The sequence below is a fragment of the Burkholderia pyrrocinia genome, from assembly GCF_001028665.1.
In the GTDB taxonomy this organism is placed as follows: Bacteria; Pseudomonadota; Gammaproteobacteria; order Burkholderiales; family Burkholderiaceae; genus Burkholderia; species Burkholderia pyrrocinia.
In genome coordinates this window covers 946460-972127 of sequence record NZ_CP011505.1, presented here as the reverse complement: position 1 = coordinate 972127, position 25668 = coordinate 946460, and the positions used below count along the sequence as shown (strand labels likewise).

Here is a 25668-nt window from a genome sequence, read left to right as displayed (position 1 = left end):
GGACTTCGGCGCGCCGGTCGGCTGGACGGTGCTTATTCGGTCAAGTCGAAATCTTCTTCGCGGCCGTTCAGTATCGCGGTCAGTGTCCGCAGCCCGGCGTCGAGCTGGTCCATGGTCGGCGCGGCTAGTGCGAGCCTTACCGCGTTCGGTGCATGGCCGGACGAGACGGCAAACGTGGTCGACGGCGTCAGCCCGATGTCGCGCCTGGCCGCGGCCGCGACCAACGCCTGTGAGCGCCAGTGCGCCGGCAAGGTCAGCCACAGGTGGTAGCACTTGCCGTTGGTCCGGATATCGAAACCCGCGAGACGATCGATTGCCAGCGCCTGGCGCTCGCTCGCATCGATGCGCTTGAGTTGCGCGAGCTCGGCCACGGTGCCGTCGCGCATCAACCGCTGCGCGGCCGCGAATGCGAATCCCGAGGCGGTCCACCCGCCCGAGCGTACCGATGCCATGACGCTTTCGCGTAGCCGCGGCGGCGGCACGATGAATCCCAGGGTCATGCCGGGCGTGACCTTCTTGGACAGGCTGTCAATCACGATGCAGGCGTCCGGAGCGAGCGCGGCCAGTGGCGGTTCGTCGCCGAGGAAGCCGTACACGTTGTCCTCGATGACGGGAATGTCGAGCTTTTCGACCACGCGTAACAGTTCGGCGCGACGCGCGGTGCTCATCGTCATGCCCAGCGGGTTCTGGATGGCCGGCTGGATATAGATTGCCGACAGCCTGGCTTCACGGTGCGCCTTTTGCACTGCGTCGGGACGCACGCCGTCGTCGTCCATCGCCAGCGGTACCAGCGAGATGCCCAGTTTGGCGGCGATGCCCTTGATGAACGGGTAGGTCAGCGCTTCCACGCCGCAGCGCCCGCCTGTCGGAACGACCGCGGCCACGGCTGCGGCAATGCTTTGCCGCCCGTTGCCGGTAAACACGAGCTGATCCGGCGACGGCGACCATGCCGGTTGCGACAGATAGGCGGCAGCTACGCTTCTGATGGCCGCGGTGCCGATACTGGTGGCCTCGCGCAGCGCGGCATCGAGTTCCGCCGGTCGGTGCAATCCGCTCAGGCTTCGTGCAATCAACGCCGTTTGATCGGGGACGCTCGGATAGTTGAACTCGAGATCGATCCGTACGCCACGCGGCTCCCCGGGCGCCGCCGCCCCGCGCCGCGTCTCGCCCGACACGAAGGTGCCGCGGCCGACTTCACCTACCACCAGCCCGCGTCGCAACAGCTCCGTGTAGACCCGGCCCGCCGTCGATGCGGCGATTGCATGCTGGTCGGCGAAAAGACGCTGGGGAGGCAGGCGATCGCCGGGCGCCAGTGTGCCGTCGGCGATTTGCGTGGCAATCGCGTCGGCCAGTTGCAGGTACTCGGATTTGGACATGGATTGCACCGATAACAATGATTATTGCACCGAGGTCAATGTTTTCATTGCACTGAGATATGAGGCGGTGCATTCTGATTTCGTCGAGTCGATTGTACCGGGGCTGCAACGCTTGTACGACTCGGGCTGCAGGCAGTGCACCTGACCGGCGCACTGCATCGCCCCGGCATACCCATTGGAGAGGCAGTATGCATGGAACGCGTTCAACCCTGATCGCTCGCATGGCGGCGCCGCAGCTTCGAGCCGGCTCGCGGCAGCCCGCCGTGTGGCGTTCCGTGTCGGCGAGTCGGCCATGACGGCCGCACCGGTCGCGGTGGGGCTGCAACTGACGCTGACCACCATCCTGATCGCGTTCGCGGGCGTGTTCGTGATCGCGTTCATGCGCGGCGCGTTCGGCGGTGGATTCGCGATCATCGGCATACCGCTGCTGTCGCTCGTGATGGACCCGGTGACCGCCGGCGGTCTGCTCGCTCCGCTGTTCATCGCGATGGATCTGTTCGCGCTGCGGTACTGGAAGCCTTCGACGTGGTCGAAGCCGGATCTCTTTCTGCTGCTGCCCGGGCTGGTGATGGGTATCGGATGCGGCTATCTGGCATTTCGGTTTCTCGACCATCGGGCCATCGAACTCCTGATGGCGGCGGTCACGCTGATATTCGTCGGCCTGTGGGTGGCCGGCGGCGCGCAGCTGACGGTCCGTCCGCGTTCGCGACCGAAGGCCGTGACCGCCGGTCTCGCGTCGGGCGTTACGACGATGGTCGCGCATTCTGGCGGGCCGCCGCTCGCGATGTACCTGCTGCCGCTTGGTCTCAGCAAGGAGATGTACGCGGGAACGACGAGTCTTTTCTTTACCGTGGGCAACGCGCTCAAGGCGGTGCCGTGGATGCTGATCGTGCGGCCGACCATGAACGTCTGGGCATTGATGGCGGTCTGCCTGCTCGCCGTTCCGGCCGGCGTGGTATTGGGCTGGCGGCTGCACGGCAGGCTGGACCAGCGCCTGATCTATCGGATCTGCTACGGATTGCTGGCGGTGACCGCGCTGAAACTCTTCTGGGACGGCGTTTCCGGCTATCTCGCGTGAAGCGGGCGCACTGGCGCCCGTTCCCGGTGCGAAGTTCTTGCGAATGACAGGTAATCAGTAGTGCAGATGTCGTTCGTCCGACCAACAGGAGCGTGTATGTCGACTGATACTTCTTTGCGGACGCCGTCGCGGCGTCATTTCATGGGCGTAGCCGCGACCGCCGCGGTGGCAGGTTCATTGAGCCGCCTCACGTTTGCCGAAACCGAAACCGAAACGAGCAGGGCCGTCGTGGGCGTTGCCCGACCGGCCGGCGGCGACGCGTCCGCCGTGCGCCCGCTGCGGGTGCATGCGCCGGACGTGCAACTTGCCGAGCTGCGGCGGCGGATCAACGCAACGCGCTGGCCCGAACGGGAAGCGGTCGCCGACGCATCACAGGGCGTGCCTCTCGAGACGATGCAGAAACTCGCGCGCTATTGGGCGACCGACTACGACTGGCGCAAGGTCGAAGCGACGCTGAACGCACTTCCGCAGTTCGTCACCCGGATCGACGGGCTCGACATTCATTTCATCCACGTTCGCTCGAAACATCCGGATGCGTTGCCCGTCATCGTCACGCACGGATGGCCCGGCTCGATCATCGAGCAACTGAAGATCATCGGGCCGCTGACCGATCCGACGGCCCATGGCGGCACGGCATCGGACGCGTTCGACGTGGTGATTCCATCGTTGCCGGGCTACGGGTTCTCGGGCAAGCCCGCTGCGACCGGCTGGGATCCCGTGCGCATTGCGCGTGCGTGGATCGTCCTGATGAAACGCCTCGGATACCGGCGTTACGTGGCGCAGGGTGGCGACTGGGGTAATGCCGTGACCGAGCAGATGGCGCTGATCGCGCCGCCGGAGCTCGTCGCGATTCACACGAACATGCCGGCCACGGTGCCGGACGATATCGCGAAGGCACTCAAGTCCGGTGAGCCCGCGCCCGCCGGTTTGCCGCCGGACGAACGGCACGCGTACGAGCAGCTCGATCGTTTCTACAGGCACGGCCTCGGTTATGCGCAGGAAATGGCGAACCGCCCGCAGACGCTGTACGGCATCGAGGATTCACCGGTCGGACTCGCCGCATGGATGCTTGACCACGACGCGAGCGGCCTCGCGCTCATCGCACGCGTTTTCGATGGCCATACCGAGGGACTGACGCGCGACGACGTGCTCGACAACGTCACGCTCTACTGGCTGACCCGCACGGGCGTCTCGTCGGCGCGCCTGTACTGGGAGAGCAAGCTCGAATTCTTTGCGCCGAAGCATGTGACCATTCCGGTGGCCGTGAGCGTGTTTCCGGATGAAATTTACGCCGCGCCGAAGCGTTGGGCGCAGGCCGCATATCCGAAACTGATTCACTACAACCGGTTGCCCAGTGGCGGGCATTTCGCAGCCTGGGAGCAGCCGAATGCGCTGTCGGAAGAACTGCGTGCGAGCTTCCGGTCACTGCGCTGAACGCATTCGCCCGACCGTATGATTCGCGGATCACGCCACACCTGCCATCCTCGACGCATCGACCACCATCTGCACGCCGAGACCGCCGAGGATGAGCCCCATCGCCCAGCGCTGGGCGAGCAGCAGCGTCGGGCGCCCGTGCAGGAACTTCGCGATGCTGCTGGAACAGATCGCCACCGTCCCGTTCGCGCAGGCGAATGCGGCGATCAGCAGCGAACCGAGAAACAGCGACTGGCCCAGCACGCTGCCGTTCCGGTAGTCGATGAACTGCGGCAGCAACGAAATGAACAGCATCGCGAGCTTCGGGTTCAGCACGCTGGTCGTCGCGCCCATCGCGAGCAGCCGCAGCGGCCGCTCGCTGGGCAACGCCCGCACCTCGAACGGCGAGCGGCCGCCGGGCCTGACGGCCTGCCATGCCAGATACAACAGGTACGCCGCACCGACCATGGCCAGCCCGCTGCCCGCATAGGGCACGCTCATGAACAGCGTGGTGATGCCGAACGCCGCGCCGAACATGTAGAACAGGTACCCGATCATCACGCCACCGAGTGAAATGAGCCCCGCCGTGCGGCCCTGCGCGATCGAGCGCGACATCACGTAGACCATGTTCGGCCCGGGCGTGACCGCGAGCATGCCGCCGATGACGAGAAACCCGTAGAGCGATCCGGACGTATGCATGTCTGACGATTCCTGCAACGAGTGAGTGCTGACGGGAATCATTGTCCGATCGTGGAGGCGAACAGTAAAACGGGATAAACTGAATCGATTGATCAGTTTTTCTGAATACGATGAAAAAGCTCGACCTCGATGTGCTCGCGATGGTGGTGGCCGTCGCCGAATCCGGATCGTTCGCTCAGGGCGCGCAGGCCGTGCACCGGTCGCCGTCGGCGGTGAGCATGCAGATCAAGGCGCTCGAAGATGCGCTCGGCAAGCCGCTCTTCATCCGCGACACGCGCAACGTGACGCCGACCGGCGAAGGCACGATGCTTGCGGAATACGGCCGCCGGATGCTGGCGATGCGCGACGAGGCCTGGGCGTCGGTCGTGCGCCCGGAGATTCGCGGCCGCGTGACAATCGGCGTGCCCGACGACTACATTTCGTCGCTGCTGCCGCAGGTGCTCGGCAAGTTCGCCGCGATGCATCCGCGTGTGGAAGTGCGCGTGATCGGCCAGCCGAGCAGCGCGCTCGTGCCGATGCTGAAGGACAACACGGTCGACCTCGCGTGCCTCACGCGGATCAAGGGCGTGACCGGCGAGCTGATCCGGCTCGAACCGCTCGTGTGGGCCGGGTCGCCGAAACGCAACGTATGGGAGGAGCGGCCGCTGCCGGTGGCCTTTTTCACGCACGGCGGCAGCATGGCGCGCGATCAGGCGGTCAAGGCGCTGAACCGGCGGAAGATCCCGTACCGGATGTCCTATGAGAGTCCGAGCCACCTCGGCCTCCTCAGCATGGTGGAGGCCGGGCTCGCGGTCGCGCCGCTGGCGCGCTGCTGCATTCCCGATCATCTCGTGCAGCTGTCGGAAAGCCACGGGCTGCCGCCGCTGGGCGAACTCGAGGTCGTGCTCGCGCGCAGCGCGCAGTCCGCGCGCCCGCCGTGCGACTACCTGGCCGAGCAGATTCTCGGCGAATGGCGTACCTGAACGCGGGCAGTCCGCCGGCGGCCGTGTTTCAGCACGACTTCAGCAGCCATTCGCGGAACGCGACGAGCGACGGCAGCGTCTCGTTCCCCGGCGGATAGACGAGGTAGTAGCTGCGCTGGCTGGTGATCGCGTCGCCGATCGACACGAGTTCGTTGCGGCCCAGCTCGTCTTCCACCAGCACCTTCGGCACCAGCCCGATCCCCATCCCGGCCCGCACGGCCTGGATCAGGTGCGACGTCAGCTCGAAGCTCGGGCCGATGCGCATCTGCCGATGGTCGAGCCGATAGTGCGAAAACCACTCGGCCCACGCCTGCTGGTTGCTCGTCACGCCGAGCAGCGTCTGTTTCGCGGCCCACGCCGGCGAACGCGCGTCGGCCTTGCGGCGGCTGCCGGTGTCCGGCGGCGCGATCGCGATCAGGAACTCGTTGTACAACCGGTGCGCGTGCAGGCCCGGCCAGTCGCCCGTGCCGACGGTGATGGCCGCATCGAGGTCGTCGTTGAGGAAATCGATGGCGCCGATCCGCGAATGGAGGTGCACGGTCACGCCCGGATGCGCGGTGTAGAAGTCGTGCAGGTGCGGCAACAGCCATTTCGAGCCGAACGTCGGCAAGGTGGCGAGCCGCAGCGTGCCGGCGCCCGCCTGATGGGACATCGCTTGCAGCGTCGCGCCGCGGATGCGCCCCAGTGCGCCGCTCAGCTCGGCGAAGTAGCGGCGCCCGACCTCGGTCAGCTTCACGGAGCGGCCCTCGCGCCGGAACAGCGGCACGCCGAGTTGATCCTCGAGCGTCTGGACTTGCCGGCTGATCGCGCTCTGGCTCAGCGACAGCTCCTCGGCCGCGCGCGTGTAGCTTTCATGCCGCGCGGCGGCCTCGAACACGAGCAGCAGCGACATGGACGGGGTGAGGCGACGGTAATTCATGAGTTTTATGCAATATTCGCCGGGTGAGAATTCGTTTGTTCCTCACGGAAATTCCAAAGATACTGGAATTCCCGGTCGCGCGGAAACTTGCCAAAAAATCATGTTTCGAAGCGCGCGAACCGGCCGGCTCCACCCACACTGCGCTTTTGCCCCATGTCGATCGCCTCGTTGCCCCGTCCCGCCAGCCCGCCCGCGAATGCGTACCGTGACTTTCTCGCCGCGCTGCGGGCCGCCGGATTCGCCGGGGAGATCCGCGCGGACCATGCGAACCGGACGGTGCAGGCCACCGACAACTCGATCTACCAGCGCCTGCCGCAAGCGGTGATCTGCCCCGCGCATGCCGACGACGTCCAGCTGCTGGCACGGCTGCTCGCCGAGCCCGCGCATCGCGACGTCGCGGTGGCCGCGCGCGGCGGCGGCACGGGCACCAACGGGCAGTCGTTGACCGACGGCGTGGTCGTCGACCTGTCGCGGAACATGAACCGGATCCTCGAAATCGACGTCGAGCGCCGCTGGGTGCGCGTACAGGCGGGCGTCGTCAAGGATCAGCTCAATGCGGCGCTTAAGCCGCACGGGCTGTTTTTCGCGCCGGAACTGTCGACGTCGAACCGCGCGACCGTCGGCGGGATGATCAACACCGACGCGAGCGGGCAGGGCAGCTGCACGTACGGCAAGACGCGCGATCACGTGCTCGAGCTGGACTTCGTGCTGATGGGCGGCGAGCGGCTGCACAGCGACGCACTCGATGACGAAGAACTGGAGCGCCGCTGCGCGCGGCAGGACCGCATCGGCAAGGTCTACCGCACCGCGCGACGCATCAGCGACGACAAGGCCGCGCTGATCGAGGCGAAGTTTCCGAAGCTCAACCGCTGCCTGACCGGCTACGACCTCGCGCACCTGCGCGACCCCGACGGCCGCTTCAACCTGAACAGCGTGCTGTGCGGCGCCGAAGGTTCGCTCGGCTTCGTCGTCGAGGCGAAACTCAACGTGCTGCCGATCCCGAAGTATTCGGTGCTGGTCAACGTGCGCTACGCGGGCTTCATGGATGCGCTGCGCGACGCGCGCGCACTGCTCGCGCACGAGCCGCTGTCGATCGAGACGGTCGACTCGAAGGTGCTGATGCTCGCGATGAAGGACTTCGTGTGGAGCAGCGTCGCCGAGTATTTCCCGCAGGACGACGCGCGTCCGACGCTCGGCATCAACCTGATCGAATTCAGCGGCGACGACGCGGACGACGTCGACGCACGCGTGCGTTCGTTCGTCGACCATCTGCGCACCGATGCCAGCGTGGAGCGCCTGGGCCACACGCTCGCGGCCGGCGACGACGCGGTGAAGCGCGTGTATGCGATGCGCAAGCGCGCGGTCGGCCTGCTCGGCAACGTGCAGGGCGAGGCGCGCCCGCAGCCGTTCGTCGAGGACACCGCGGTGCCGCCCGAGAACCTCGCCGCGTACATCGCCGAATTCCGCGCGCTGCTCGACGGTCACGGGCTGCAGTACGGGATGTTCGGCCACGTCGACGCGGGCGTGCTGCACGTGCGCCCGGCGCTCGACATGAAGGACCCGAAGCAGGCGGCGCTGGTGCGGCCCGTGTCGGATGCGGTGGCCGAGCTCACGCAGCGCCACGGCGGCCTGCTGTGGGGCGAGCACGGCAAGGGCGTGCGCTCCGAATATGCGCCGGCGTTCTTCGGCGAGCTGTATCCGTCGCTGCAGCAGCTGAAGGCCGCGTTCGATCCGCACAACCAGTTCAACCCGGGCAAGATCGCGACGCCGCCGGATCACACGATGCGGCTGCTGAAGATCGACGAAGTGCCGACGCGCGGCGACCACGACCGGCAGATCGACGAGCGCGTGTGGCAGAGCTACGGCACGGCGATGCACTGCAACGGCAACGGCGCGTGCTACAACTTCGATCCGGACGACGCGATGTGCCCGTCGTGGAAGGCGACGCGCGAACGCGTGCAGTCGCCGAAGGGGCGTGCGTCGCTGATGCGCGAATGGCTGCGCCTGCAAGGGCAGGCCGGCGTCGACGTCGTCGCGGCGGCGCGCGCACGGCAGCCGTTCCTGCGCGGCCTGGCCGCGCGCTGGCGCAACAGCCGCGCGGCGCGCAACGGCGAGGCCGATTTCTCGCACGAGGTGTACGACGCAATGGCCGGCTGCCTCGCGTGCAAATCGTGCGCCGGGCAGTGCCCGGTCAAGGTCAACGTGCCCGAATTCCGCTCGCGGTTTCTCGAGCTGTATCACCAGCGCTACCTGCGGCCGGTGCGCGACTACCTGATCGGCTCGCTCGAATTCACGATGCCGTGGATGGCGCGCGTGCCCGCGCTGTACAACGGGCTGATGCGCGCCGGCTGGATGCGCACGCTGCTCGAGCGGCACGTCGGCATGGTCGACAGCCCGCTCCTGAGCCGCTTCGATCTCGCGGCCGTGATCCGCGAATGGCGCGTGAAGCTGGCCGACCCGCAGGCGCTCGCCGCGCTGAGCGACGCGCAGCGCGCGCGCAGCGTCGTCATCGTGCAGGACACGTTCACGCGCTATTTCGATACCGAGCAGCTTGCTACGCTGATCGAGCTGGCGGCGCGCACGGGTTTTCAGGTGTGGCTCGCGCCGCTCGCGCCGAACGGCAAGGCACTGCACGTGCAAGGCTTCTTGCGCGCGTTCGAGAAGGCGGCGATCCGCAATGCCGGGCAACTGGCGGCGCTGGCGCGGTCGGGCGTCGCGCTGGTCGGCCTCGATCCGGCGATGACGCTCACGTATCGGCAGGAATACCGGAAGGTGACGGGGCTCACCGATGTGCCGAAGGTTGCGCTGCCGCAGGAATGGCTGCTGCAGGCGCTGCCGGAAGGCGGCGCGGGCGGTGTGTCCGGTGCGTACCGGTTGCTGCCGCACTGTACCGAGAAAACCAATGCGCCCGACAGCGGCAAGCAATGGGAACAGGTGTTCGCGCGGCGCGGGCTGCGTTTGCAGGTTCAGGCGACCGGGTGTTGCGGGATGTCCGGTACGTATGGGCACGAGGCGCGCAACCAGCAGACGTCGAAGACGATCTATTCGCAGTCGTGGGCTGCGCACGTCGATGCGCCGGAGGATCAAGGCGAAGCGCTGGCGACCGGGTATTCATGTCGCAGCCAGGTGAAGCGCATGTCGTCGACGCAGCTGCGTCATCCGCTGCAGGCGCTGCTCGATCACGTTCGTGCGGCGGGGTGACGTTCGGGCGGCGCGCGCTGCGCTGCCCGTGTGACGACATCGCGCGCCGGGCGGCAATCTCCGTGCCGCTATCGACGCATGCGAAAGGGTCAGTCAGGAATCGGTTTTCGCGGCTTTCCGCGCACGCGGCTTGTCGGCTGCGGGAAACGCGCCGACACCGCGCGGCCGTTTCGGTTCGATCCGCATCTGCCGGATCACGCGCCGGAAGTCGATCTCGTGCGCGGCCAGCGCGCCGATCAGCTTCGCGATGACCGCGAGGTGGGAGGGCACCGTGCCCTTGCTCGAATAGTTCGTGATCGAGCTTTCGTTCATCCGGATCAGTCGGGCGAACTCGCGCGCAGTCAACTGCGCTTTTCTCAACTCCTGCTGAAATTCGGTATACGCCATTGCACACATGTTGCTTCGTCTCCGTGATTCAGAAATCGGCCCGCGCGGCGCCGGCGCCGACGGGTGGCGTTCCCGTCGTGCCGGCGCGCCGGCGGGTTACATCTTGACCTGGTCGAGGAAGGTCTTCTTGCCGGTCTTGTAGCCGTAGATCGAGATGATCCCGTGCGTCAGGTCGCCCTTCGCGTCGAACGTCGTCGTGCCGATCACGCCGTCGTACTTCGTCGCCGGCATCGCCGCGAGGATCTTCGCCGGATCCGTCGAGTTCGCGCGCTTCATCGCGTCGACGGCGATGTAGACCGCGTCATACGCGAACGGCGCATCGAACTTGATGCCCTGGTTGAAGCGCTTCTCGTACTTGGCGACGAACGCCGCGCCGCCCGGCATCTTCTCGAGCGCTGCGCCGGCTTGCGAGCACAGCACGTTGTCGGCTGCCGGGCCGGCCAGTTCGGCCAGCGAGTCGGTGCACACGCCGTCGCCGGACAGGATCTTCGCGCGCAGGCCGAGCTGCTTCGCCTGCTTCGCGAGCGGGCCGCCGGTGGCGTCCATGCCGCCGTACATGATCGCGTCGGGGTTCTCGCCCTTGACCTTCGTAAGAATCGCGCGGAAGTCGACCGCCTTGTCGTTGGTCGCGTCGTGCGACAGCACCTTCAGGCCGAGCGCTTTCGCCTTCTTCTCGAACTCGTTCGCGAGACCCTGGCCGTAAGCGGTCGAATCGTCGATCACCGCCACGCTCTTCACGCCCTTCGACTGCGCGTAGCTCGCGAGCGCCGGGCCTTGCTGCGCGTCGGTCGCGACGACGCGGTAGGTCGTCTTGAAGCCTTGCTGCGTGTAGGTCGGGTTCGTGGCCGACGGCGAGATCTGCACGATGCCGGCATCGCTGTAGATCTTCGACGCCGGGATCGACGTGCCCGAGTTCAGGTGGCCGATGACGGCGACGACCTTGTCGTCGACGAGCTTCTGCGCGACCTGCGTGGCCTGGCGCGGGTCGGCCGCGTCATCCTGCGCGTCGAGCTGCAGCGTGACCTTCTTGCCGCCGATCGTCAGCCCCTTCGCGTTGATTTCCTCGACCGCGAGGCGCGCGCCGTTCTCGTTGTCCTTGCCGAGGTGCGAGATACCGCCTGTCGTCGGTTCGACGCTGCCGATCTTCACGACCTGGTCGGCCATTGCGCTCGACGCGGCCGCGAACGCGGCGGCGGCCAGTGCGACGGTGATCAGGGGTTTGCAGCGCATGCCGACAGTGCTTCGTTCCATCTGCCATCTCCGAATTGAATGTCTTTCTAATGACGTCTCGATCGGCCGGCTGCGGGCCGGGGCGATCGGACGAGTCTCCATACCCATCATGGGCTTCGCTTGCATCGCGCCCGGCCGTGTGACGGGCCGCCCGGGCGAGCCGGAGGGCTATCGCCTGGCACCATGCAATTCGTATGAATATATCCGAAGCCGATTTTGCGCGCTGCGGCGAATCGCGCAAAGGGGCCAGCACGGCACGGTTTGCGCCCGGATTTCGAGGGTTCCGGATGCCGGAAATCGTGCGCCGCAGCGGACCACAGGCTGCAGTTCGCTGTCGATGGCCTTACGTCCGCATCCATTATTCGGCCGGTCGCCGGGGTGAAGCCATGCACACTGATGCGCGGTCAGTCGGGAACTGTTCGGTCGATTTGTCTGCACAGTTTGGACACCCGCAATCGCGCAGCCGGGTTCATGGAAAAGCTTCATCGAGTTCGATAACCGTCACATGCAACTAACGGTCAAGCCCGGCAGCGCCGACGAATTGGCGCAGGTCGACAGCCGGTACAATGCATTCGGCTTTGCACATGCCGGGGCTCGCCTGGACCGGCACGCTTCCGGATCGTCGGGCAGGTAACGTCATCCGATGCGACCGCGATCCTGCGAACGCCCGCGCAATGCGACGAAGATCACGCCTGCAATCGCCAGCAGGCCGCCGCACACCGTCTCGATGCCCGGCCGTTCGCCCGTCAGCACCATCGACAGGGCTGTCGCAACCGCCGGCGTCAGATAGAGAAAGTTGGCGGCGCGCGCCGCACCGAAGTAGCCTAGTGCGAAGGTCCAGGTCGCGTAACCCAGCGCAGCGGGAAATACGCCGAGGATCAATACCGCCAGCGTCGTGTCGTGCGACGCGCCGTCGAGCGAGCCGAGCGCGCCGGGCAACCAGGGCGTGAGCAGCAATGCGCCGGCCAGCAGCGTGTACGCGGCGCAGGGCAGTGCGCCGTACACGGGAATCAGCCGCCGCTGCAACACGAAATAGCTGGCCGAACACAGGGCCGCGCCGAGAATCAGCGTGCTCCCCGAGCCGAGGACAAGTCCGCCCGGCTGCCCATGCGCAATCACGCCGATGCCGGCCAGGCTGACCAGCGAACCGAGCCATCCCCACCGATTGAATCGTTCGCCGAGGAACACCGCGGCAAGCAGTGCGGTGAAGATCGGCAGCGTGTTCACGATGAAACTCGCCGCGCCGGCCAACACGGTTTGCTCGCCGGTATTGAGCAGTGCGTTATAGAGCGCGATGCAGAGGAAACCGCAGGCCAGGAAGCGCAACGCGTCGCGTTTCGCGGGCCTCGGAGGCCGTCGCCACGCAAGCCACGCGATCACGAGCAACGCGGCGGTAGCAAAGCGCGCCGCCGCGAGTTGCAGGGGCGCCAGGCCGTGCAGGCCGATCCGGATGAACGGGAATGCGGAAGCCCACGACACGATCGTGAACGCGACCGCGCCTGCCGCGACAAGCGGTTGTCGCGCGCCGCGCGACGACGGTGAGGAAAGGGTATTCATGCGGCAATGGTGCGATGTGGCGAGATGTTAAGCTAGCGCACAGATCAACATCCGGATATGACTATGGCTCACAGCTCGGTTCGGCGGCGAGCCGATAGTCCGGCGCGAGCGCGTCAGGTTATGGATGCGCTGCCGGATGCAGCGTCGGCGCCTGGCCCGCGGCCGCCGCTCGCCAGCCTGGAGACCGTGTGTACGGTTGCGCGTCAGGGCTCGTTCCTGGCGGCCGCCGACGTCTCCGGCGTGACGCACGGCGCGATCAGCCGGCGGGTGGCCGCCGTGGAAAACTGGCTGGGCATGGCGCTGTTCGAACGTCATGCACGCGGCGTGCGGCTGACGCCGGACGGGCAGCGCTTCGTCGGCCGGATCGAACAGGCGTTCGCGATCATCGACAGCGCGGCCGACCAGTGGCGCTCGCCGCGTACGCCGCGGCTGGTCAGGATGAGCGTGGTGCCGGCCTTCGCGCAGCTGTGGCTGTTCGAGCGGCAGCATGCGCTCGAGAGCGAGGCACCCGCGTTGCGCATCGAGCTCGGCATCGATGTTCGCAACGTCGATATCGCCGGCGGTGAAGCGGATCTGTCGATCCGGTACGGGCGCGGCAACTGGCGTCAGCTCGAAACCCGCGCGTTCATGCCGGAGCGGCTTTATCCGGTCGCGCATCCGCGGCTCGCCGCGCAACTGGCAAAGGTGCGCCGCCGGCGCGGCGACGCCGCGCTGCTCGAGATGCCGCTGCTGCACGATTCCGACGTGACGGGATGGCGCACCTGGTTCGAGGCGCTGGGCATTCCGTTCAAGCCGCGGGCGCAGGATCGCCGTTTCGAGGATTACAACCTGGTGCTGGCGGCAGCCGAAGCGGGGCTCGGCGTGGCGCTGGCGCGGACGCCGCTCGCGGACGCGTATCTGAAGCGCAGCGCGCTCGTTCGGGTGAGCCGCCATGAGGTCGATTCGCAGCTCCGGTATCACTTCGTGCACGCGAAGGGGGAGAATCGGCCGGAGGTGCTCGCGTTGATGGAGCGGATGCGGGCGGCGTTGGGGGAATGGCGTTAGGTTGTGGGGGCGTCGGGGCCTGCTTCGGCAGCGCGCTCGGGGCCGGTGCGTGCGGTCATACAGATGGGCCGCGGGATCGTCGACAATGCGACCGCGGAAAACGATGAGGTTGGAGAGATGAACGTAAATCGAGGCATTTTGCAGCCGTTCGGATGCACAGGAGGTACACGATGAACAGACCAGACAAGTCGTCGAAAGCGCGTGCTGCGCTCGATCAGTTGTTCTCGGGCATTGCGCCCGCGGACGCGAAGAGCGCGTCACGCCCGGGCAATCCGTTCGATGCGGCGGGCGACGAAGTGCGCGCCGACGCCAGCGGCCGGGTTGAAGTGACGCTGTCGACCAGAATCCAGTTGCGCGGCTATCCGGGTGCGGATGCGTTCATGAAGCGCATGGCCGAAGCGTGGGGCCTCGAGTGGGGGACGTATGACAGCGTTCAGGCCATCGCGAAGCTGCCTGCCGGATGGCGCTCGCGCCGGCTTCCGGAAGTCACGCAGATCGTCGACGGACACGATGTGCTGCGCGCGGAGAGCAGCCTGCAGGGCGGCGAGATGTCGTATCTGAAAGTGAACCCGCGGTACTACATCGATGCACGCAAGGGGTTCGGCTGGGGAAAGTCGTCGAAGGCGTCCGACGATCCGGATCTCGATGGCCCCGACTGGAACTGCTTCGTGATCGATCGGGAAAAGTCCATCGAAGTGCACGAATTGACGACCTCGTCGTTGAAGGCCGATATGGACAATGCCCGCGCGACGTTGGTGAAATGGCTCGACGAGAACTATCCCAAACATCGCGATCCGTTTGCGTACTGGACGGACTGCGAAGGGGCGTCGTAACGTTGCGTGGTCGCCCGGTTCGGTTTCGCGGGCATACGTTGCCCGATCATGATCGCAGCGGATGGGCCGCACTTCGCTTCGATTCACGGGCCGGTCGCCATGGGGGCGCCAATTGAAACGAACCAGTCCCGTCCCGATTCTCTGGTCAGCGTTTGGCGCGGCGGTCGGGTCGACCGTCATCGAGCTGCTGCTCTGGTCGATCGCCGGCGATGACGCCATCCGGAACCTGTTTCGCGACGCGCGCCTGACGGCAGCCATCGTGATGGGGCGCAGCGTGCTCGGCCCGTCCGCCGGCTTCGATCCGATCGTCATGGGTGTCGCGACACTCGTGCATGCCGCGCTCTCGCTTGTCTATGCGGCCGTGCTGGCGAAGGTGGTCCGGAACATGTCGCCCGGGGCCGCGCTTCTCGCAGGCGGCGCGTTCGGCCTCATCCTGTACGGCGTCAACCTGCACGCCTTCACGGCGATCTTCCCGTGGTTCATCCCGGTTCGCGGCGCGATCACGCTGCTGGCCCATCTGGTATTCGGGGTCACCGCAGCGGCTGTCTACCACGTCGTCGAACGCCCGGTCAGACGCTGACCGCGGCAACGATTGCCGACGGTTCCCGCTTCCGTCATTCGCATCCTGACCCCTGGAATAACCGGGCGGGCTGCTTCGTTTAGCCGACAGGGGACCCGATACGAAGCGGCGTGCCGTTACCGCCGCGCGACGAATCTTGCGCAAGCAAATCGATGTGCCGGACGCCGCCAGTGGCGCCAAAGGTGAAATGGTCGGGGGCAACAATGCAGGAGCCGATCATGTACAACATGTTTCGATTCGGGATAGGCATCGTCTGTCTTTGCCTTTCCGCGCCTGTCCTTGCGCAAATGGATGACGAATTGCCGGACTACGGCACCAACTGCCGCGCGGTCGTCGCGCAAGCGAACATCGACGGTACGGAGCAGCAAATCGTGGGGCGGGCTTGCCTGCAAAGCGATGGCACATGGCGGATCGTGCAAAGTGACGACGGCAGCGTGCGGTGGTACCCGGCGGCGGCCTATCCGTATCCCGACCCGTGGTATTGGGGGCCGCCGCTTTTCATCGGCGCGGGCGTGAGCTTCATCTTCGTCGATCGTTTCCATCGTTTCCACCACTTCGATCACTTCAATCGGATGGATCATCGTCACTTCGGCATGCCGGTGGGGTCGGGCTTTCACCGTGGTCCGTTCATCGGCGGCGGGGGCCACGGGTTCGGCGGCATGCATCAATTCGGTGGCATGAACGGGGGTGGCGGAATGCGGCGGCATTAGGCCGGTGTTTCGACGTACGGTAACCGCGTTGCCCGGTTCGAACGCCAGGTCGATCCGAACGCCTCGAGCGGGAACGCGACAGCGTAAATGGCGCAGGCGCGCACCACGGTGCGCGCCTGCGCCGTTCTCGCGATGCGACTTCGCGATCAGAACTTGTGGCGAATCCCGACGATCGCGAGTTCCTGCGTATCGGTGCCGGAGTTCACGCCGTACGAACCGACCGACGCGGCGGCCTTCACGGTCGCACCGCTCGCGTTGAGCGTGTTGCCGCTCGCCTTCTGATAGCCGAACAGCGCATACAGGTCGGTGCGCTTCGACAGCGCGTAGTCCGCGCCGAGGTTGACCTGGTTGTAGTGCGCGGAAGCCGGGCCCGTCAGCGACGTGTAGTTGTAGCCGACGCCCGCGCGCAGCGCCGGCGAGAACTGCCAGTTGAAGAACGCCGAGCCGTTGTTGAACTTCGCGTTCTGGCTGAACGCCGACAGCGTGTCCGCGCCGTACTGCGTGTTCGAATACGCGAGGCCGAAGGTCGCCGGCCCGGCCACGTACTGTCCGGCCACGCGCACGATCTGGATCGACTTCGCGCTCGAGAAGCCCTGATTGATCACGGTGTTGAACAGCGTGTCCGAACTGCTCGACCACGTGCGCACGCCATTGGCGACCGTCGAGCCGCCGTTCGCGTAGAAGAAGCCGGCGCCGAGCGACAGCGGGCCGTTCGCGTAGCTCGCGCCGAAGCTGTACGTGCGGCCGTTGCCGGTGGCGCCCGCGACGCCGCCGAAGCCGTACAGCGCCGCGAACTGGAAGCCCGAGATCAGCGGGCTCGTGTATTTCACCGAGTTGCTGACGCGCAGGCTGTTGTCGTAGTTGTCGAGGTCGCCCGGCGTCGAGAATACGCCGCCGAAGTAGTTGTCCTGCGTGAGGCCCTGCACGAGATCGACGACCGGATCGTACTGGCGGCCGAGCGTCACGGTGCCGTACGTGCTGCTCGCGAGGCCGACGACGGCCTTGCGGCCGAACTCGCGCTGGCCCTGGCCGAGCGCGCCGGTGCCGATGTTGAAGCCGTTCTCGAGCTGGAACAGCGCGGACAGGCCGCTGCCGAGATCCTCGATGCCGCGCAGCCCCCAGCGGCTGCCGGACAGGTTGCCGCTGCTGAACTTGACGAGGCTCGACGCGTTGCCGCCGCTCGCGTTCTGCGCGTTGTGCACGTAGGCGATGCCCGCGTCGGCGATGCCGTACAGCGTGACGCTGCTTTGCGCGTGCGCGCCGGCGGCGCAGAGCGCGGCCGGCAGCGCGAGCAGTGAAAATGAGCGGATTCGTTGCATGGTCGGATTCCCCCGTTGGTCGATTTGTCTGACGATTCGGTGAACGATACGGACGGCGCATCGTCAAGGGAACCAACAAATTTTCGAATCGTTATGAGGCGGCGCGAAGATGGATGCGCACGCAACGAGCCGGTGCCCGGCGCGTGGGGAACCTACGCGTCGTGCCGCCGCGACGCGTTTCTCAGCACGAGCGTCATCAATTGCCTGCGCGACTCGACGCCGAGCTTCGCGAATGCGCGTTTCGCATACGTGTCGATGGTGGACGTCTTGAGCCCCATCGCCTGCGCGATCGCGGCCGACGTCATGCCCTGGATGAACGATGCGCACACATGCATCTCGCGTGCGGTCAGCCGTTCCTGCCATTCCGGCAGCCATTGCGCGACGAGATCGAGATCGAGTTCGTCGCGTTGTCCGTCGTCGGCCGGGATCGCGCCGAGCAGGCGCTTGTGCGCGGACGCCATCGGCAGCACGACCTGCGAAAGCTGTTTCAGCAGGCTCAGCTCCTTCAGCGAAAACGGCGGCAGCCGCCGCGAACGCGCGATCGAGATCGAGTAGCGCGTGCCGCCCGTCACGCCCGCGACCACGCATTCGTCGTGAATGTCGCCGGCATCGAAGAACAGATGACGGAGCTCGCTCGCGACGCGCTGGGACGATACCTGCAGCAACTGCACGTCGCTGTCGGTTTCGATCGCCGCGTACGTGGCGTCGTCGCTCGCGTAGCTGCGGTAGTAGTGGCGCATCACCTGCGCGACCAGCTCGGGCTCGCGGCCGAAGCTGCCGATCCAGCCGACGCTGCGCCGGCCCGACGACGCGCTGCGCTCGTAGTCGAGATGCACGGCGTCGAAGTCGACGTAGCGCACGAGCGTGTCGTAGACGGCGCGCATGAACTGCGACGTCCCGACGGCTTGCGCGATGTCGCCGAGCGTTTCCGTCACGAATGCGACGTGGCTCAGCGGGAGGTCGGGGGCGGGAAGCGCAGCGCTCATGGCGTGGTGTTTCGAAGATTTCAGGTGGCGCTACAGGTATCACGAATATTTTCGACTGCCTACGCGGGAATCTACCCAAACGGCCCCGATCGACGTCGACGTTTGTCCCGGTTTTCGGGACTGACGCTGCGGGCCGCGATCTCTACATTGACCCTTGTGCTGAACACCGCTCGACGGCGTTGACGCGAGTCCGGACCGGACCGGGCGCAACGGCCGATCCCCATCACAAGGAGAATCCCCATGCGTATCCGTATCCGCCGTCGTCCGGCCTTCCGCGCTGCGCTCGCCACCTCGGCGGGGCTCGCCCTCGCGGCCAGCCTGTCCGCCCACGCTGGCGAGTCCAACCTGAACGTGTACAACTGGTCGGAGTACGTCGCGAAGGATACGGTGCCCAACTTCGAGAAGCAGACGGGCATCAAGGTCCGCTACGACAGCTACGACAGCGACGATACGCTGCAGACCAAGCTGCTCGCGGGCAGCTCGGGCTACGACATCGTCGTGCCGACATCGAACTATCTCGCGCAGCAGATCCAGGCCGGCGTGTACCAGAAGCTCGACAAGTCGAAGCTGCCGAATCTCGCGAACCTCGACCCGGCGCTGATGAAGATGATGGCGAAGGCCGACCCGGGCAACCAGTACGGCGTGCCGTGGGCGTGGGGCACGACGGGCCTCGGCTACAACGTCGAGGCGGTCCGCAAGCGGCTCGGCGATACCGCGCCGACCGACAGTTGGGCGTTGCTGTTCGACCCGGCGAACGCGGCGAAGCTGAAAGGCTGCGGCATCTCGCTGCTCGATGCGCCGGACGCCGCGTTCGCGGCGGCGCTGCAGTACATGGGCAAGGATCCGGAGAGCAAGAACCCGGCCGACTACCAGGCGGCCTACGACGTGCTGAAGAAGATCCGCCCGTACGTGACGCAGTTCAGCTCGGCCGGCTATGCGGACGATCTCGCGAACAACGACGTGTGCGTCGTGCTCGGCTGGTCGGGCGACGTCAGCATCGCGCGGCGGCGCACGCAGGACGCGAAGCGCTCGTACGAAATCCGCTATGTGAATCCGAAGGAAGGCGGCCTGCTGTGGTTCGACGTGATGGCGATCCCGAAGGATGCGCCGCACCCGGAAGCCGCGCTGAAGTGGATCAACTATATCGAGGACCCGAAGACCAACGCGGCGATCACGAACGAGATCTTCTATCCGAGCGCGAACAAGGCCGCGCGCGCGTTCGTGACGCCGGCGATCGCACAGGATTCGAACGTCTACCTGCCTGACGGCACGCTCGCGAAGACGTCGCTCGCGATGCCGCGAAGCGCCGACATCGCGCGGATGCAGAACCGTCTGTGGCTGCAGCTGAAGTCGGGCGGTTGAGGGCGACGACGATGATCCAACTCCCCCCGGATGCGCCGGCCGTGGCCGGCGCGCGCCACGACGCGTTCGTGCGCATCGAAAACGTCGTGAAGAAATTCGGCGACAGCACGGCCGTCGACAACGTGAACCTGGCGATCGCGAAAAACGAATTGTTCGCACTGCTCGGCAGCTCGGGCTGCGGCAAGTCGACGTTGTTGCGCATGCTCGCCGGGCTGGAAACGGCCACCTCCGGCAAGATCTTCGTCGACGGCGAGGACCTTGCGTCGCTGCCGCCGTACCGCCGCCCGGTGAACATGATGTTCCAGTCGTATGCGCTGTTCCCGCACATGACGGTCGAATCGAACGTCGCGTTCGGCCTGAAGCAGGAAGGCACGCCGAAGAGCGAGATCAAGGAACGCGTGGCCGACGCGCTCGCGCTCGTGCAGATGAGCAAGTACGCGAAGCGCAAGCCGCATCAGCTCTCCGGCGGCCAGCAGCAGCGCGTCGCGCTGGCGCGCTCGCTGGTCAAGCGCCCGAAGCTGCTGCTGCTCGACGAGCCGATGTCCGCGCTCGACAAGAAGATCCGCCAGAAGACCCAGCTCGAACTCGTGAACATCATCGAGAAGGTCGACGTGACCTGCGTGATGGTCACGCACGACCAGGAAGAGGCGATGACGATGGCGAGCCGCCTCGCGGTGATGAGCGAAGGCAAGATCGTGCAGATCGGTTCGCCCGGCGAAGTGTACGAATTCCCGAACAGCCGCTTCTCGGCCGAATTCATCGGTTCGACCAACCTGTTCGAAGGGCGTGTCGTCGAAGATGAGCCCGACCATATCTTCGTCGAAAGCGACGACCTCGAAGCGCGCATGTACGTGAGCCACGGCGTGACGGGCCCGCTCGGGATGCCGGTCGGCATCTCGGTGCGCCCGGAACGCGTGCACGTGTCGCGCGAGAAACCGGGCTCGAAACACAACTGGGCGCGCGGCGTCGTCACCGACATCGCGTACATGGGCAGCTACTCGCTGTACCACGTGCGCCTGCCGAGCGGCAAGACGGTCGTGTCGAACCTGTCGAGCTCGCACCTGATGAACGACAACGCGCCGGCGTGGAACGACGACGTATTCGTGTCGTGGTCGCCGGCCAGCGGCGTCGTGCTGACGCAGTGAGGACGACACGATGAGAACCTCCGCTTCCACTCCGTCCGCGCCAGTATCGACCGGCGCCGCGAGCACCGGCGCCGGCCGGTCCCGCCCGGGCCGCTTCACCGCGCTGTCGCGCTTCCTGCCGTCGGGCCGCAGCGTCGCGATCGGCGTGCCGTTCCTGTGGCTCGCGGTCTTCTTCGCGCTGCCGTTCGTGCTGGTGCTGAAGATCAGCTTCGCCGACCAGATGCTCGGTATTCCGCCATACACCGCGCTCGCGCGGCTGGAGGCCGGCTCGGTGCAGTTCGTGCTGTCGCTGAAGCATTACGCGCTGCTGCTGCAGGACGACCTGTACCTGAAAACCTATGTCAGCTCGCTGAAGATGGCCGCCGCGTCGACGCTGATGTGCCTGCTGGCCGGCTATCCGATCGCGTATTGCATCGCGCGCTCGGCGCCGGCCCGCCGCAACCTGTTGATGATGGCCGTGATGCTGCCGTTCTGGACGTCGTTCCTGATTCGCGTGTATGCGTGGGTCGGGATCATGAAGGACGACGGGCTGCTGAATCACGTGCTGGCGGCGCTCGGCGTGATCGCGACGCCGCTGCGCCTGTATCACAGCGACGCGGGCGTCTACATCGGCATGGTCTATTCGTACCTGCCGTTCATGGTGATGCCGCTGTACGCGCACCTCGTGAAGATGGACCTCACGCTGCTGGAGGCCGCCAACGATCTCGGCGCAACGCCGTGGTCCGCGTTCTGGCGCATCACGCTGCCGCTGTCGAAGAACGGGATCGTCGCGGGCAGCCTGCTGGTGTTTATCCCGGCAGTGGGCGAGTACGTGATTCCCGAACTGCTCGGCGGCGCGAACACGCTGATGCTCGGGCGCGTGATGTGGGACGAGTTCTTCAACAACATGGACTGGCCGATGGCCTCCGCCGTGACGGTGACGATGGTGCTGCTGCTGCTCGTGCCGATGGCGCTGCTCCATTACAGCCAGACCGAAGCGGAGGCGCAGAAATGACGCGCGCGAATCGCATCCTGTCCGCGTGCGTGCTGGGCGCGGGCTTCCTGTTCCTGTACGTGCCGATCGTCAGTCTCGTCGTTTATTCGTTCAACGAGTCGAAGCTCGTGACGGTGTGGTCGGGTTTCTCGCTGAAGTGGTACGGCGCATTGCTGCACGACGGCGAACTGCTCGCGGCCGCGTGGCTGTCGCTGAAGATCGCGCTGCTGACGGCGACCGCGTCGGTCGCGATCGGCACGTGGGCCGGCTTCGTGCTGGCCCGCATGGGGCGCTTTCGCGGCTTCACGCTCTATGCCGCGATGATCAACGCGCCGCTGGTGATTCCGGAAGTGATCCAGGGCATCTCGCTGCTGCTGCTGTTCGTCGCGATGCAGCAGACGTTCGGCTGGCCGGCCGGGCGCGGCTGGCTGACGATCTGGATCGGCCACGTGATGCTGTGCCTGTCGTTCGTCGCGGTGATCGTGCAGTCGCGTGTGAAGGAGCTCGACCGCTCGATCGAGGAAGCCGCGCTCGACCTCGGCGCGAAGCCGTGGAAAGTGTTCTTCGTGATCACGCTGCCGCTGATCGCGCAGGCGCTGGTGTCCGGCTGGCTGCTCGCGTTCACCGTGTCGATCGACGACGTGATCCTGTCCGCGTTCCTGTCGGGCCCCGGTTCGACGACGCTGCCGCTCGTCGTGTTCTCGCGCGTGCGGCTCGGTCTCAATCCGGAAATGAATGCGCTCGCAACGGTGTTCATCACGGTCGTGACGATCGGCGTCGTCGTCGTGAACCGCGCAATGCTGGCCCGCGAGCGACGGCAGGCACGCGATGCGCGTGCGTGGCACGCGGCGTCCGTGCCGGATGCGCCTGCCCCGCCTTCCACTTTGCCGCCCGCGCGCCCGTCGGCCGCACACCCTCGGCACACCCCCGCACCGCATCCTGTGAAGTGAAGAACGACAAGGAGACTTTCCATGAAGAAGAAGTATCTGTGCGCGCTGATCGCCGGTGCGCTGCCGGGGCTCGCCGTCGCGAATTCGAGCGCCGACCGGATCAGGGCGCTGCAGCAGCAACTCGCCGTGCTGCAGCGGCAGATGAGCGCGATGCAAGCGCAACTCGCCGCGAAGCCGGCTGCATCCAACGCGGCGCCCGTAACGAACGGCGCGGCCACGGCCGACACGTCGGCGCCCGGCTACGGGCAGGCGCCGGCCGTGCTGACCAACGACGACGTGACGGAAATCCGCCAGCAGGTCGCGAACCAGCAACTGAAGGTCGATTCGCTGACCGATGCCGCGCGCACGGGCCCGATCGCGGGGCTGTCGGTGACCGGCTACCTCGACCCGACTTACGTATACAACCGCGGTGCCGGCACGTCGTCGTTCCAGTTCGCGAACCATGAGAATGCATACACGTACTACAACAGCACGTTCGGCGACGTATTCCTCGACATCAAGAAGACGTTCGGCGTCGGCCCGACCGCGCCATCCGCGGAAATCACGCTGATGCCGAACCGGGGCGCGGGCCTGTCGATGATGACGGGCAGCGGCGCGAGCGGGCTCGACATCGTGAACACGGCGGTCGTCACGGTGCCGCTGTCGGGCACGACGGCGTTCGTCGGCGGGCTCGTGCTCGGCTTCGGCGGCTACGAGTACCAGCAGTCGAGCCAGATGCTCACGCTCACGCACAACCTGCTGTACGACTTCTCCGATCCGGGCTCGTCGATCGGCGCGGGCATCAACTACCAGAGCGCGGACGGCCACTGGGCGTGGAAGTTCTTCGTCGGCAACGAGCAGTTCCGCAGCGCGGGCGCGGTCACGCAGACGGGCGTCAACGCGCTCGGCGACCCGATCACGACGAGCAACAAGGTGCCGACCTTCACCGCGCGCGTCGACTACCTGCGCGGCAGCGCGCTCGATATCGGCGGCTCGATCAACATCGGCCGCCAGACACTGCCGAGCGCGATCGATCCGGCGACCGGCAACGTGCGCTACGGCGTCGGCGGCAACGCACCGAGCGCGTACGGCGCGTTCTTCTTCGGCGAAGCCGACGCGACCTACACGCTCGCGGACGCGCAGTACAACGCGGAGATCGACTACGGCCAGCAGCAGCACGGCGCGTTCAACGGCGGGCTCGCGCAGTGGTTCGGGCTGTCGCTGCTCGCGCACCGCAAGTTCAATGCGCCGGTGGTCGGCCGGATGGGTGCGACGCTGCGCTACGACCTGCTCGTGAACCGGAAGAACGGCGGCGGCGGTTCGTCGATCGGCCTGAACGGCAACGGGATGGATCCGAACAACGGCTTCGGCATCGATGCGGACTGCCTCGCGCTGTCGAAGGCGAACGGCGGCGTCGGCTTCGAGTGCAAGGGCGCGACGCGTCAGGCCGCCGCGTTCGACCTGCTGTTCTATCCGACCCAGCAGGTGACGGTGAAGGTCGAATACCGGCACGACTGGGCGAGCAACAAGGTCTTCCTGCGTCACGACGGATCGTATGCGAAGTCGAACGACCTGCTCGCGACCCAACTCATCTACGCATTCTGACGCGACGCCGTTCGCGAGTCTCATTCATGCTCAAGTTCAAAAACCAGCAACATGTTCAGTCGTACTATGCAGCGACGGTCAACAACCGGGTGCGCCATCCGCGGCTCGACGGCGCCGTGACCGCCGACGTCTGCGTGATCGGCGGCGGGCTCACCGGCCTGTCCGCGGCGCTCGATCTCGCCGAGCGCGGCCATTCGGTCGTGCTCGTCGAGGCGTCGAAGATCGGCTGGGGCGCGAGCGGCCGCAACGGCGGCCAGTTGATTGCCGGGTACGCGTGCGACATCGATACGTTCTCGGCGTACCTGCCGGACGACGACGTACGGCGCGTGTGGGCGATGGGGCTGGAGTCGGTCGATATCGTCAGGCAGCGGGTCGAGCGGTACGGCATCGATTGCGACCTGACGTTCGGCTACCTGACCGCCGCGAACAAGCCGCGCCATCTCGACGGGCTGCGCAAGTGGCGCGATACCGCGGCGAGCCGCTTCGGCTATCGCGGCTACGAGATCGTCGAACGTGCCGACATGCAGCACTTCGTCGCATCGGACCGTTATGTCGGCGGCCTGCGTCACGACGGCAGCGGCCACCTGCATCCGCTGAACTACACGCTCGGCCTCGCGCGGGCGGCACGCGAGGCCGGCGTGACGATCCACGAGGACACGCCCGCGCTTGCGCTCGATCGCGCCGCGCCGCACCACCGCGTCAGGTGCGCGAGCGGGCATGTGGACGCCCGCCATGTCGTGCTGGCGGGCAATGCGTACCTCGGGCAGCTTGCGCCGGCGCTCGCGCGCAAGATCATTCCGGTGGCGACCTACCTGATCGCGACGGAGCCGCTCGGCGACACGCGCGCGGCCGGGACGATGCCGGCCGACGCGGCGGTCTGCGACAGCAATTCGGCGCTCGACTATTTCCGGCTGACGCGCGACCGCCGGCTGCTGTGGGGCGGCAAGGCCAGCAGCTCGACCAACACGCCGCGCGACCTCGCAGCCGCGATGCGGCGCGACATGCTGAAGACGTTTCCGCAGCTTGCCGACGTGCGGGTCGACTACGCGTGGGGCGGCTTGATCGACGCGACGATGAATCGCGCGCCGCATTTCGGCCGGCTCGAGCCGACCGTGTATTTCGCGCAGGGCTTCTCCGGGCATGGCGTCAACGTGACCGGCCTCGCGGGGCGGCTGATCGCGGAAGCGATCGACACGCAGGCCGCGCGCTTCGACCTGTTCGGCCGGATTCGCCATCGCGACTTCCCGGGCGGACGCCTGCTGCGCACGCCGATGCTGGCGCTCGCGATGGCGTGGCACCGGACGATGGACCTGCTCTGACCCGTGCGGGCCGGCTCGCACGGCCGCGCGGCACCGAAACG

Annotated in this window: 23 protein-coding genes; 14 read left to right on the top strand and 9 right to left on the bottom strand. The window is 66.4% G+C overall.

Features of this window, described 5'->3' with window-relative positions; genetic code table 11:
• Positions 1-32: 32 nt before the first annotated feature.
• Positions 33-1376 (bottom strand): aminotransferase-like domain-containing protein, encoded by a 1344-nt coding sequence (locus tag ABD05_RS34425; RefSeq protein WP_047904565.1) that lies wholly within the window; start codon positions 1374-1376, stop codon positions 33-35.
• A 292-nt stretch (positions 1377-1668) separates the two neighbouring features.
• On the opposite strand from ABD05_RS34425, the gene ABD05_RS34420 reads away from it, so the two are divergent.
• Positions 1669-2454, top strand: a complete 786-nt coding sequence (locus ABD05_RS34420; protein WP_047904736.1) for a sulfite exporter TauE/SafE family protein — start codon at positions 1669-1671, stop codon at positions 2452-2454.
• Positions 2455-2550: 96 nt separating this feature from the next.
• Complete coding sequence (locus ABD05_RS34415; RefSeq protein ID WP_047904564.1) at positions 2551-3888, top strand: epoxide hydrolase family protein; 1338 nt, start codon at positions 2551-2553, stop codon at positions 3886-3888.
• A 30-nt stretch (positions 3889-3918) separates the two neighbouring features.
• Here the strand turns inward: ABD05_RS34415 and ABD05_RS34410 are convergent, their stop codons facing one another.
• Complete coding sequence (locus ABD05_RS34410; RefSeq protein ID WP_047904563.1) at positions 3919-4566, bottom strand: LysE family translocator; 648 nt, start codon at positions 4564-4566, stop codon at positions 3919-3921.
• Between the two features lie 110 nt (positions 4567-4676).
• Here ABD05_RS34410 and ABD05_RS34405 point away from each other — a divergent pair, with 110 nt between their 5' ends.
• Entirely contained in the window at positions 4677-5528 is an 852-nt protein-coding gene (locus ABD05_RS34405; RefSeq protein WP_027792175.1) for a LysR substrate-binding domain-containing protein, read from the top strand.
• 28 nt (positions 5529-5556) lie between these two features.
• Here ABD05_RS34405 and ABD05_RS34400 read toward each other — a convergent pair whose 3' ends face one another.
• Positions 5557-6447, bottom strand: coding sequence for a LysR substrate-binding domain-containing protein (locus ABD05_RS34400; protein ID WP_047904562.1), 891 nt, complete (start codon positions 6445-6447; stop codon positions 5557-5559).
• Between the two features lie 153 nt (positions 6448-6600).
• Here ABD05_RS34400 and ydiJ point away from each other — a divergent pair, with 153 nt between their 5' ends.
• Positions 6601-9648, top strand: a complete 3048-nt coding sequence (ydiJ, locus tag ABD05_RS34395; RefSeq protein ID WP_047904561.1) for a D-2-hydroxyglutarate dehydrogenase YdiJ — start codon at positions 6601-6603, stop codon at positions 9646-9648.
• A gap of 93 nt (positions 9649-9741) precedes the next feature.
• Here the strand turns inward: ydiJ and ABD05_RS34390 are convergent, their stop codons facing one another.
• The 3 genes from ABD05_RS34390 to ABD05_RS34380 all read right to left on the bottom strand — a co-directional run bounded on the left by ABD05_RS34390 (position 9742) and on the right by ABD05_RS34380 (position 12822).
• Positions 9742-10044: a hypothetical protein gene (locus ABD05_RS34390; protein WP_047904560.1), complete on the bottom strand. Its 303-nt coding sequence runs from the start codon at positions 10042-10044 to the stop codon at positions 9742-9744.
• Positions 10045-10131: 87 nt separating this feature from the next.
• Positions 10132-11286: a branched-chain amino acid ABC transporter substrate-binding protein gene (locus ABD05_RS34385; protein ID WP_047904559.1), complete on the bottom strand. Its 1155-nt coding sequence runs from the start codon at positions 11284-11286 to the stop codon at positions 10132-10134.
• 615 nt (positions 11287-11901) lie between these two features.
• Positions 11902-12822, bottom strand: a complete 921-nt coding sequence (locus ABD05_RS34380) for a DMT family transporter (RefSeq protein WP_047904558.1) — start codon at positions 12820-12822, stop codon at positions 11902-11904.
• Between the two features lie 57 nt (positions 12823-12879).
• Between ABD05_RS34380 and ABD05_RS34375 the strand changes: the two genes are divergently transcribed.
• The 3 genes from ABD05_RS34375 to ABD05_RS34365 all read left to right on the top strand — a co-directional run bounded on the left by ABD05_RS34375 (position 12880) and on the right by ABD05_RS34365 (position 15279).
• The gene (locus ABD05_RS34375) at positions 12880-13866 is read left to right on the top strand and encodes a LysR substrate-binding domain-containing protein (protein ID WP_047904557.1); all 987 of its coding nucleotides are present in this window, start codon (positions 12880-12882) and stop codon (positions 13864-13866) included.
• Between the two features lie 170 nt (positions 13867-14036).
• Positions 14037-14699 (top strand): hypothetical protein, encoded by a 663-nt coding sequence (locus ABD05_RS34370; protein ID WP_047904556.1) that lies wholly within the window; start codon positions 14037-14039, stop codon positions 14697-14699.
• A 112-nt stretch (positions 14700-14811) separates the two neighbouring features.
• Complete coding sequence (locus ABD05_RS34365; protein WP_047904555.1) at positions 14812-15279, top strand: hypothetical protein; 468 nt, start codon at positions 14812-14814, stop codon at positions 15277-15279.
• Between the two features lie 79 nt (positions 15280-15358).
• Here ABD05_RS34365 and ABD05_RS38470 read toward each other — a convergent pair whose 3' ends face one another.
• Positions 15359-15508: a hypothetical protein gene (locus tag ABD05_RS38470; RefSeq protein ID WP_158361732.1), complete on the bottom strand. Its 150-nt coding sequence runs from the start codon at positions 15506-15508 to the stop codon at positions 15359-15361.
• Between ABD05_RS38470 and ABD05_RS34360 the strand changes: the two genes are divergently transcribed.
• A complete protein-coding gene (locus ABD05_RS34360; RefSeq protein WP_047904735.1) occupies positions 15498-15989 on the top strand; it encodes a hypothetical protein in 492 nt (163 codons plus the stop codon). The genes ABD05_RS38470 and ABD05_RS34360 overlap by 11 nt on opposite strands.
• A 146-nt stretch (positions 15990-16135) precedes the next feature.
• Here ABD05_RS34360 and ABD05_RS34355 read toward each other — a convergent pair whose 3' ends face one another.
• Both ABD05_RS34355 and ABD05_RS34350 read right to left on the bottom strand, forming a co-directional pair.
• The gene (locus ABD05_RS34355; protein ID WP_047904554.1) at positions 16136-17308 is read right to left on the bottom strand and encodes a porin; all 1173 of its coding nucleotides are present in this window, start codon (positions 17306-17308) and stop codon (positions 16136-16138) included.
• A 152-nt stretch (positions 17309-17460) separates the two neighbouring features.
• On the bottom strand, positions 17461-18294 hold the full coding sequence (locus tag ABD05_RS34350) for a helix-turn-helix transcriptional regulator (protein WP_047904553.1): 834 nt from the start codon (positions 18292-18294) through the stop codon (positions 17461-17463).
• Between the two features lie 240 nt (positions 18295-18534).
• Here ABD05_RS34350 and ABD05_RS34345 point away from each other — a divergent pair, with 240 nt between their 5' ends.
• Genes ABD05_RS34345 through ABD05_RS34320 form a run of 6 tightly spaced genes read left to right on the top strand, consistent with a single transcriptional unit; the run spans position 18535 to position 25627 of the window.
• Positions 18535-19656: a polyamine ABC transporter substrate-binding protein gene (locus ABD05_RS34345; protein ID WP_047904552.1), complete on the top strand. Its 1122-nt coding sequence runs from the start codon at positions 18535-18537 to the stop codon at positions 19654-19656.
• 11 nt (positions 19657-19667) lie between these two features.
• On the top strand, positions 19668-20801 hold the full coding sequence (locus ABD05_RS34340; protein ID WP_047904551.1) for an ABC transporter ATP-binding protein: 1134 nt from the start codon (positions 19668-19670) through the stop codon (positions 20799-20801).
• Positions 20802-20811: 10 nt separating this feature from the next.
• Positions 20812-21795, top strand: coding sequence for an ABC transporter permease subunit (locus ABD05_RS34335; RefSeq protein ID WP_047904550.1), 984 nt, complete (start codon positions 20812-20814; stop codon positions 21793-21795).
• A complete protein-coding gene (locus tag ABD05_RS34330) occupies positions 21792-22724 on the top strand; it encodes an ABC transporter permease subunit (RefSeq protein WP_047904549.1) in 933 nt (310 codons plus the stop codon). The genes ABD05_RS34335 and ABD05_RS34330 overlap by 4 nt, the downstream gene beginning before the upstream one ends.
• A 21-nt stretch (positions 22725-22745) precedes the next feature.
• Positions 22746-24308, top strand: a complete 1563-nt coding sequence (locus ABD05_RS34325) for a DUF3138 family protein (protein WP_047904548.1) — start codon at positions 22746-22748, stop codon at positions 24306-24308.
• Positions 24309-24334: 26 nt separating this feature from the next.
• Positions 24335-25627: an NAD(P)/FAD-dependent oxidoreductase gene (locus tag ABD05_RS34320; protein WP_047904547.1), complete on the top strand. Its 1293-nt coding sequence runs from the start codon at positions 24335-24337 to the stop codon at positions 25625-25627.
• Positions 25628-25668: the final 41 nt, after the last annotated feature.

Excerpts from the sequence above, each read along its gene's own strand:
- ABD05_RS34425 (WP_047904565.1), bottom strand. The coding sequence starts at position 1,376 with ATGTCCAAATCCGAGTACCTGCAACTGGCCGACGCGATTGCCACGCAA.
- ABD05_RS34420 (WP_047904736.1), top strand. The coding sequence starts at position 1,669 with ATGACGGCCGCACCGGTCGCGGTGGGGCTGCAACTGACGCTGACCACC.
- ABD05_RS34415 (WP_047904564.1), top strand. The coding sequence starts at position 2,551 with ATGTCGACTGATACTTCTTTGCGGACGCCGTCGCGGCGTCATTTCATG.
- ABD05_RS34410 (WP_047904563.1), bottom strand. The coding sequence starts at position 4,566 with ATGCATACGTCCGGATCGCTCTACGGGTTTCTCGTCATCGGCGGCATG.
- ABD05_RS34405 (WP_027792175.1), top strand. The coding sequence starts at position 4,677 with ATGAAAAAGCTCGACCTCGATGTGCTCGCGATGGTGGTGGCCGTCGCC.
- ABD05_RS34400 (WP_047904562.1), bottom strand. The coding sequence starts at position 6,447 with ATGAATTACCGTCGCCTCACCCCGTCCATGTCGCTGCTGCTCGTGTTC.
- ydiJ (WP_047904561.1), top strand. The coding sequence starts at position 6,601 with ATGTCGATCGCCTCGTTGCCCCGTCCCGCCAGCCCGCCCGCGAATGCG.
- ABD05_RS34390 (WP_047904560.1), bottom strand. The coding sequence starts at position 10,044 with ATGTGTGCAATGGCGTATACCGAATTTCAGCAGGAGTTGAGAAAAGCG.
- ABD05_RS34385 (WP_047904559.1), bottom strand. The coding sequence starts at position 11,286 with ATGGAACGAAGCACTGTCGGCATGCGCTGCAAACCCCTGATCACCGTC.
- ABD05_RS34380 (WP_047904558.1), bottom strand. The coding sequence starts at position 12,822 with ATGAATACCCTTTCCTCACCGTCGTCGCGCGGCGCGCGACAACCGCTT.
- ABD05_RS34375 (WP_047904557.1), top strand. The coding sequence starts at position 12,880 with ATGACTATGGCTCACAGCTCGGTTCGGCGGCGAGCCGATAGTCCGGCG.
- ABD05_RS34370 (WP_047904556.1), top strand. The coding sequence starts at position 14,037 with ATGAACAGACCAGACAAGTCGTCGAAAGCGCGTGCTGCGCTCGATCAG.
- ABD05_RS34360 (WP_047904735.1), top strand. The coding sequence starts at position 15,498 with ATGTACAACATGTTTCGATTCGGGATAGGCATCGTCTGTCTTTGCCTT.
- ABD05_RS38470 (WP_158361732.1), bottom strand. The coding sequence starts at position 15,508 with ATGTTGTACATGATCGGCTCCTGCATTGTTGCCCCCGACCATTTCACC.
- ABD05_RS34355 (WP_047904554.1), bottom strand. The coding sequence starts at position 17,308 with ATGCAACGAATCCGCTCATTTTCACTGCTCGCGCTGCCGGCCGCGCTC.
- ABD05_RS34350 (WP_047904553.1), bottom strand. The coding sequence starts at position 18,294 with ATGAGCGCTGCGCTTCCCGCCCCCGACCTCCCGCTGAGCCACGTCGCA.
- ABD05_RS34345 (WP_047904552.1), top strand. The coding sequence starts at position 18,535 with ATGCGTATCCGTATCCGCCGTCGTCCGGCCTTCCGCGCTGCGCTCGCC.
- ABD05_RS34340 (WP_047904551.1), top strand. The coding sequence starts at position 19,668 with ATGATCCAACTCCCCCCGGATGCGCCGGCCGTGGCCGGCGCGCGCCAC.
- ABD05_RS34335 (WP_047904550.1), top strand. The coding sequence starts at position 20,812 with ATGAGAACCTCCGCTTCCACTCCGTCCGCGCCAGTATCGACCGGCGCC.
- ABD05_RS34330 (WP_047904549.1), top strand. The coding sequence starts at position 21,792 with ATGACGCGCGCGAATCGCATCCTGTCCGCGTGCGTGCTGGGCGCGGGC.
- ABD05_RS34325 (WP_047904548.1), top strand. The coding sequence starts at position 22,746 with ATGAAGAAGAAGTATCTGTGCGCGCTGATCGCCGGTGCGCTGCCGGGG.
- ABD05_RS34320 (WP_047904547.1), top strand. The coding sequence starts at position 24,335 with ATGCTCAAGTTCAAAAACCAGCAACATGTTCAGTCGTACTATGCAGCG.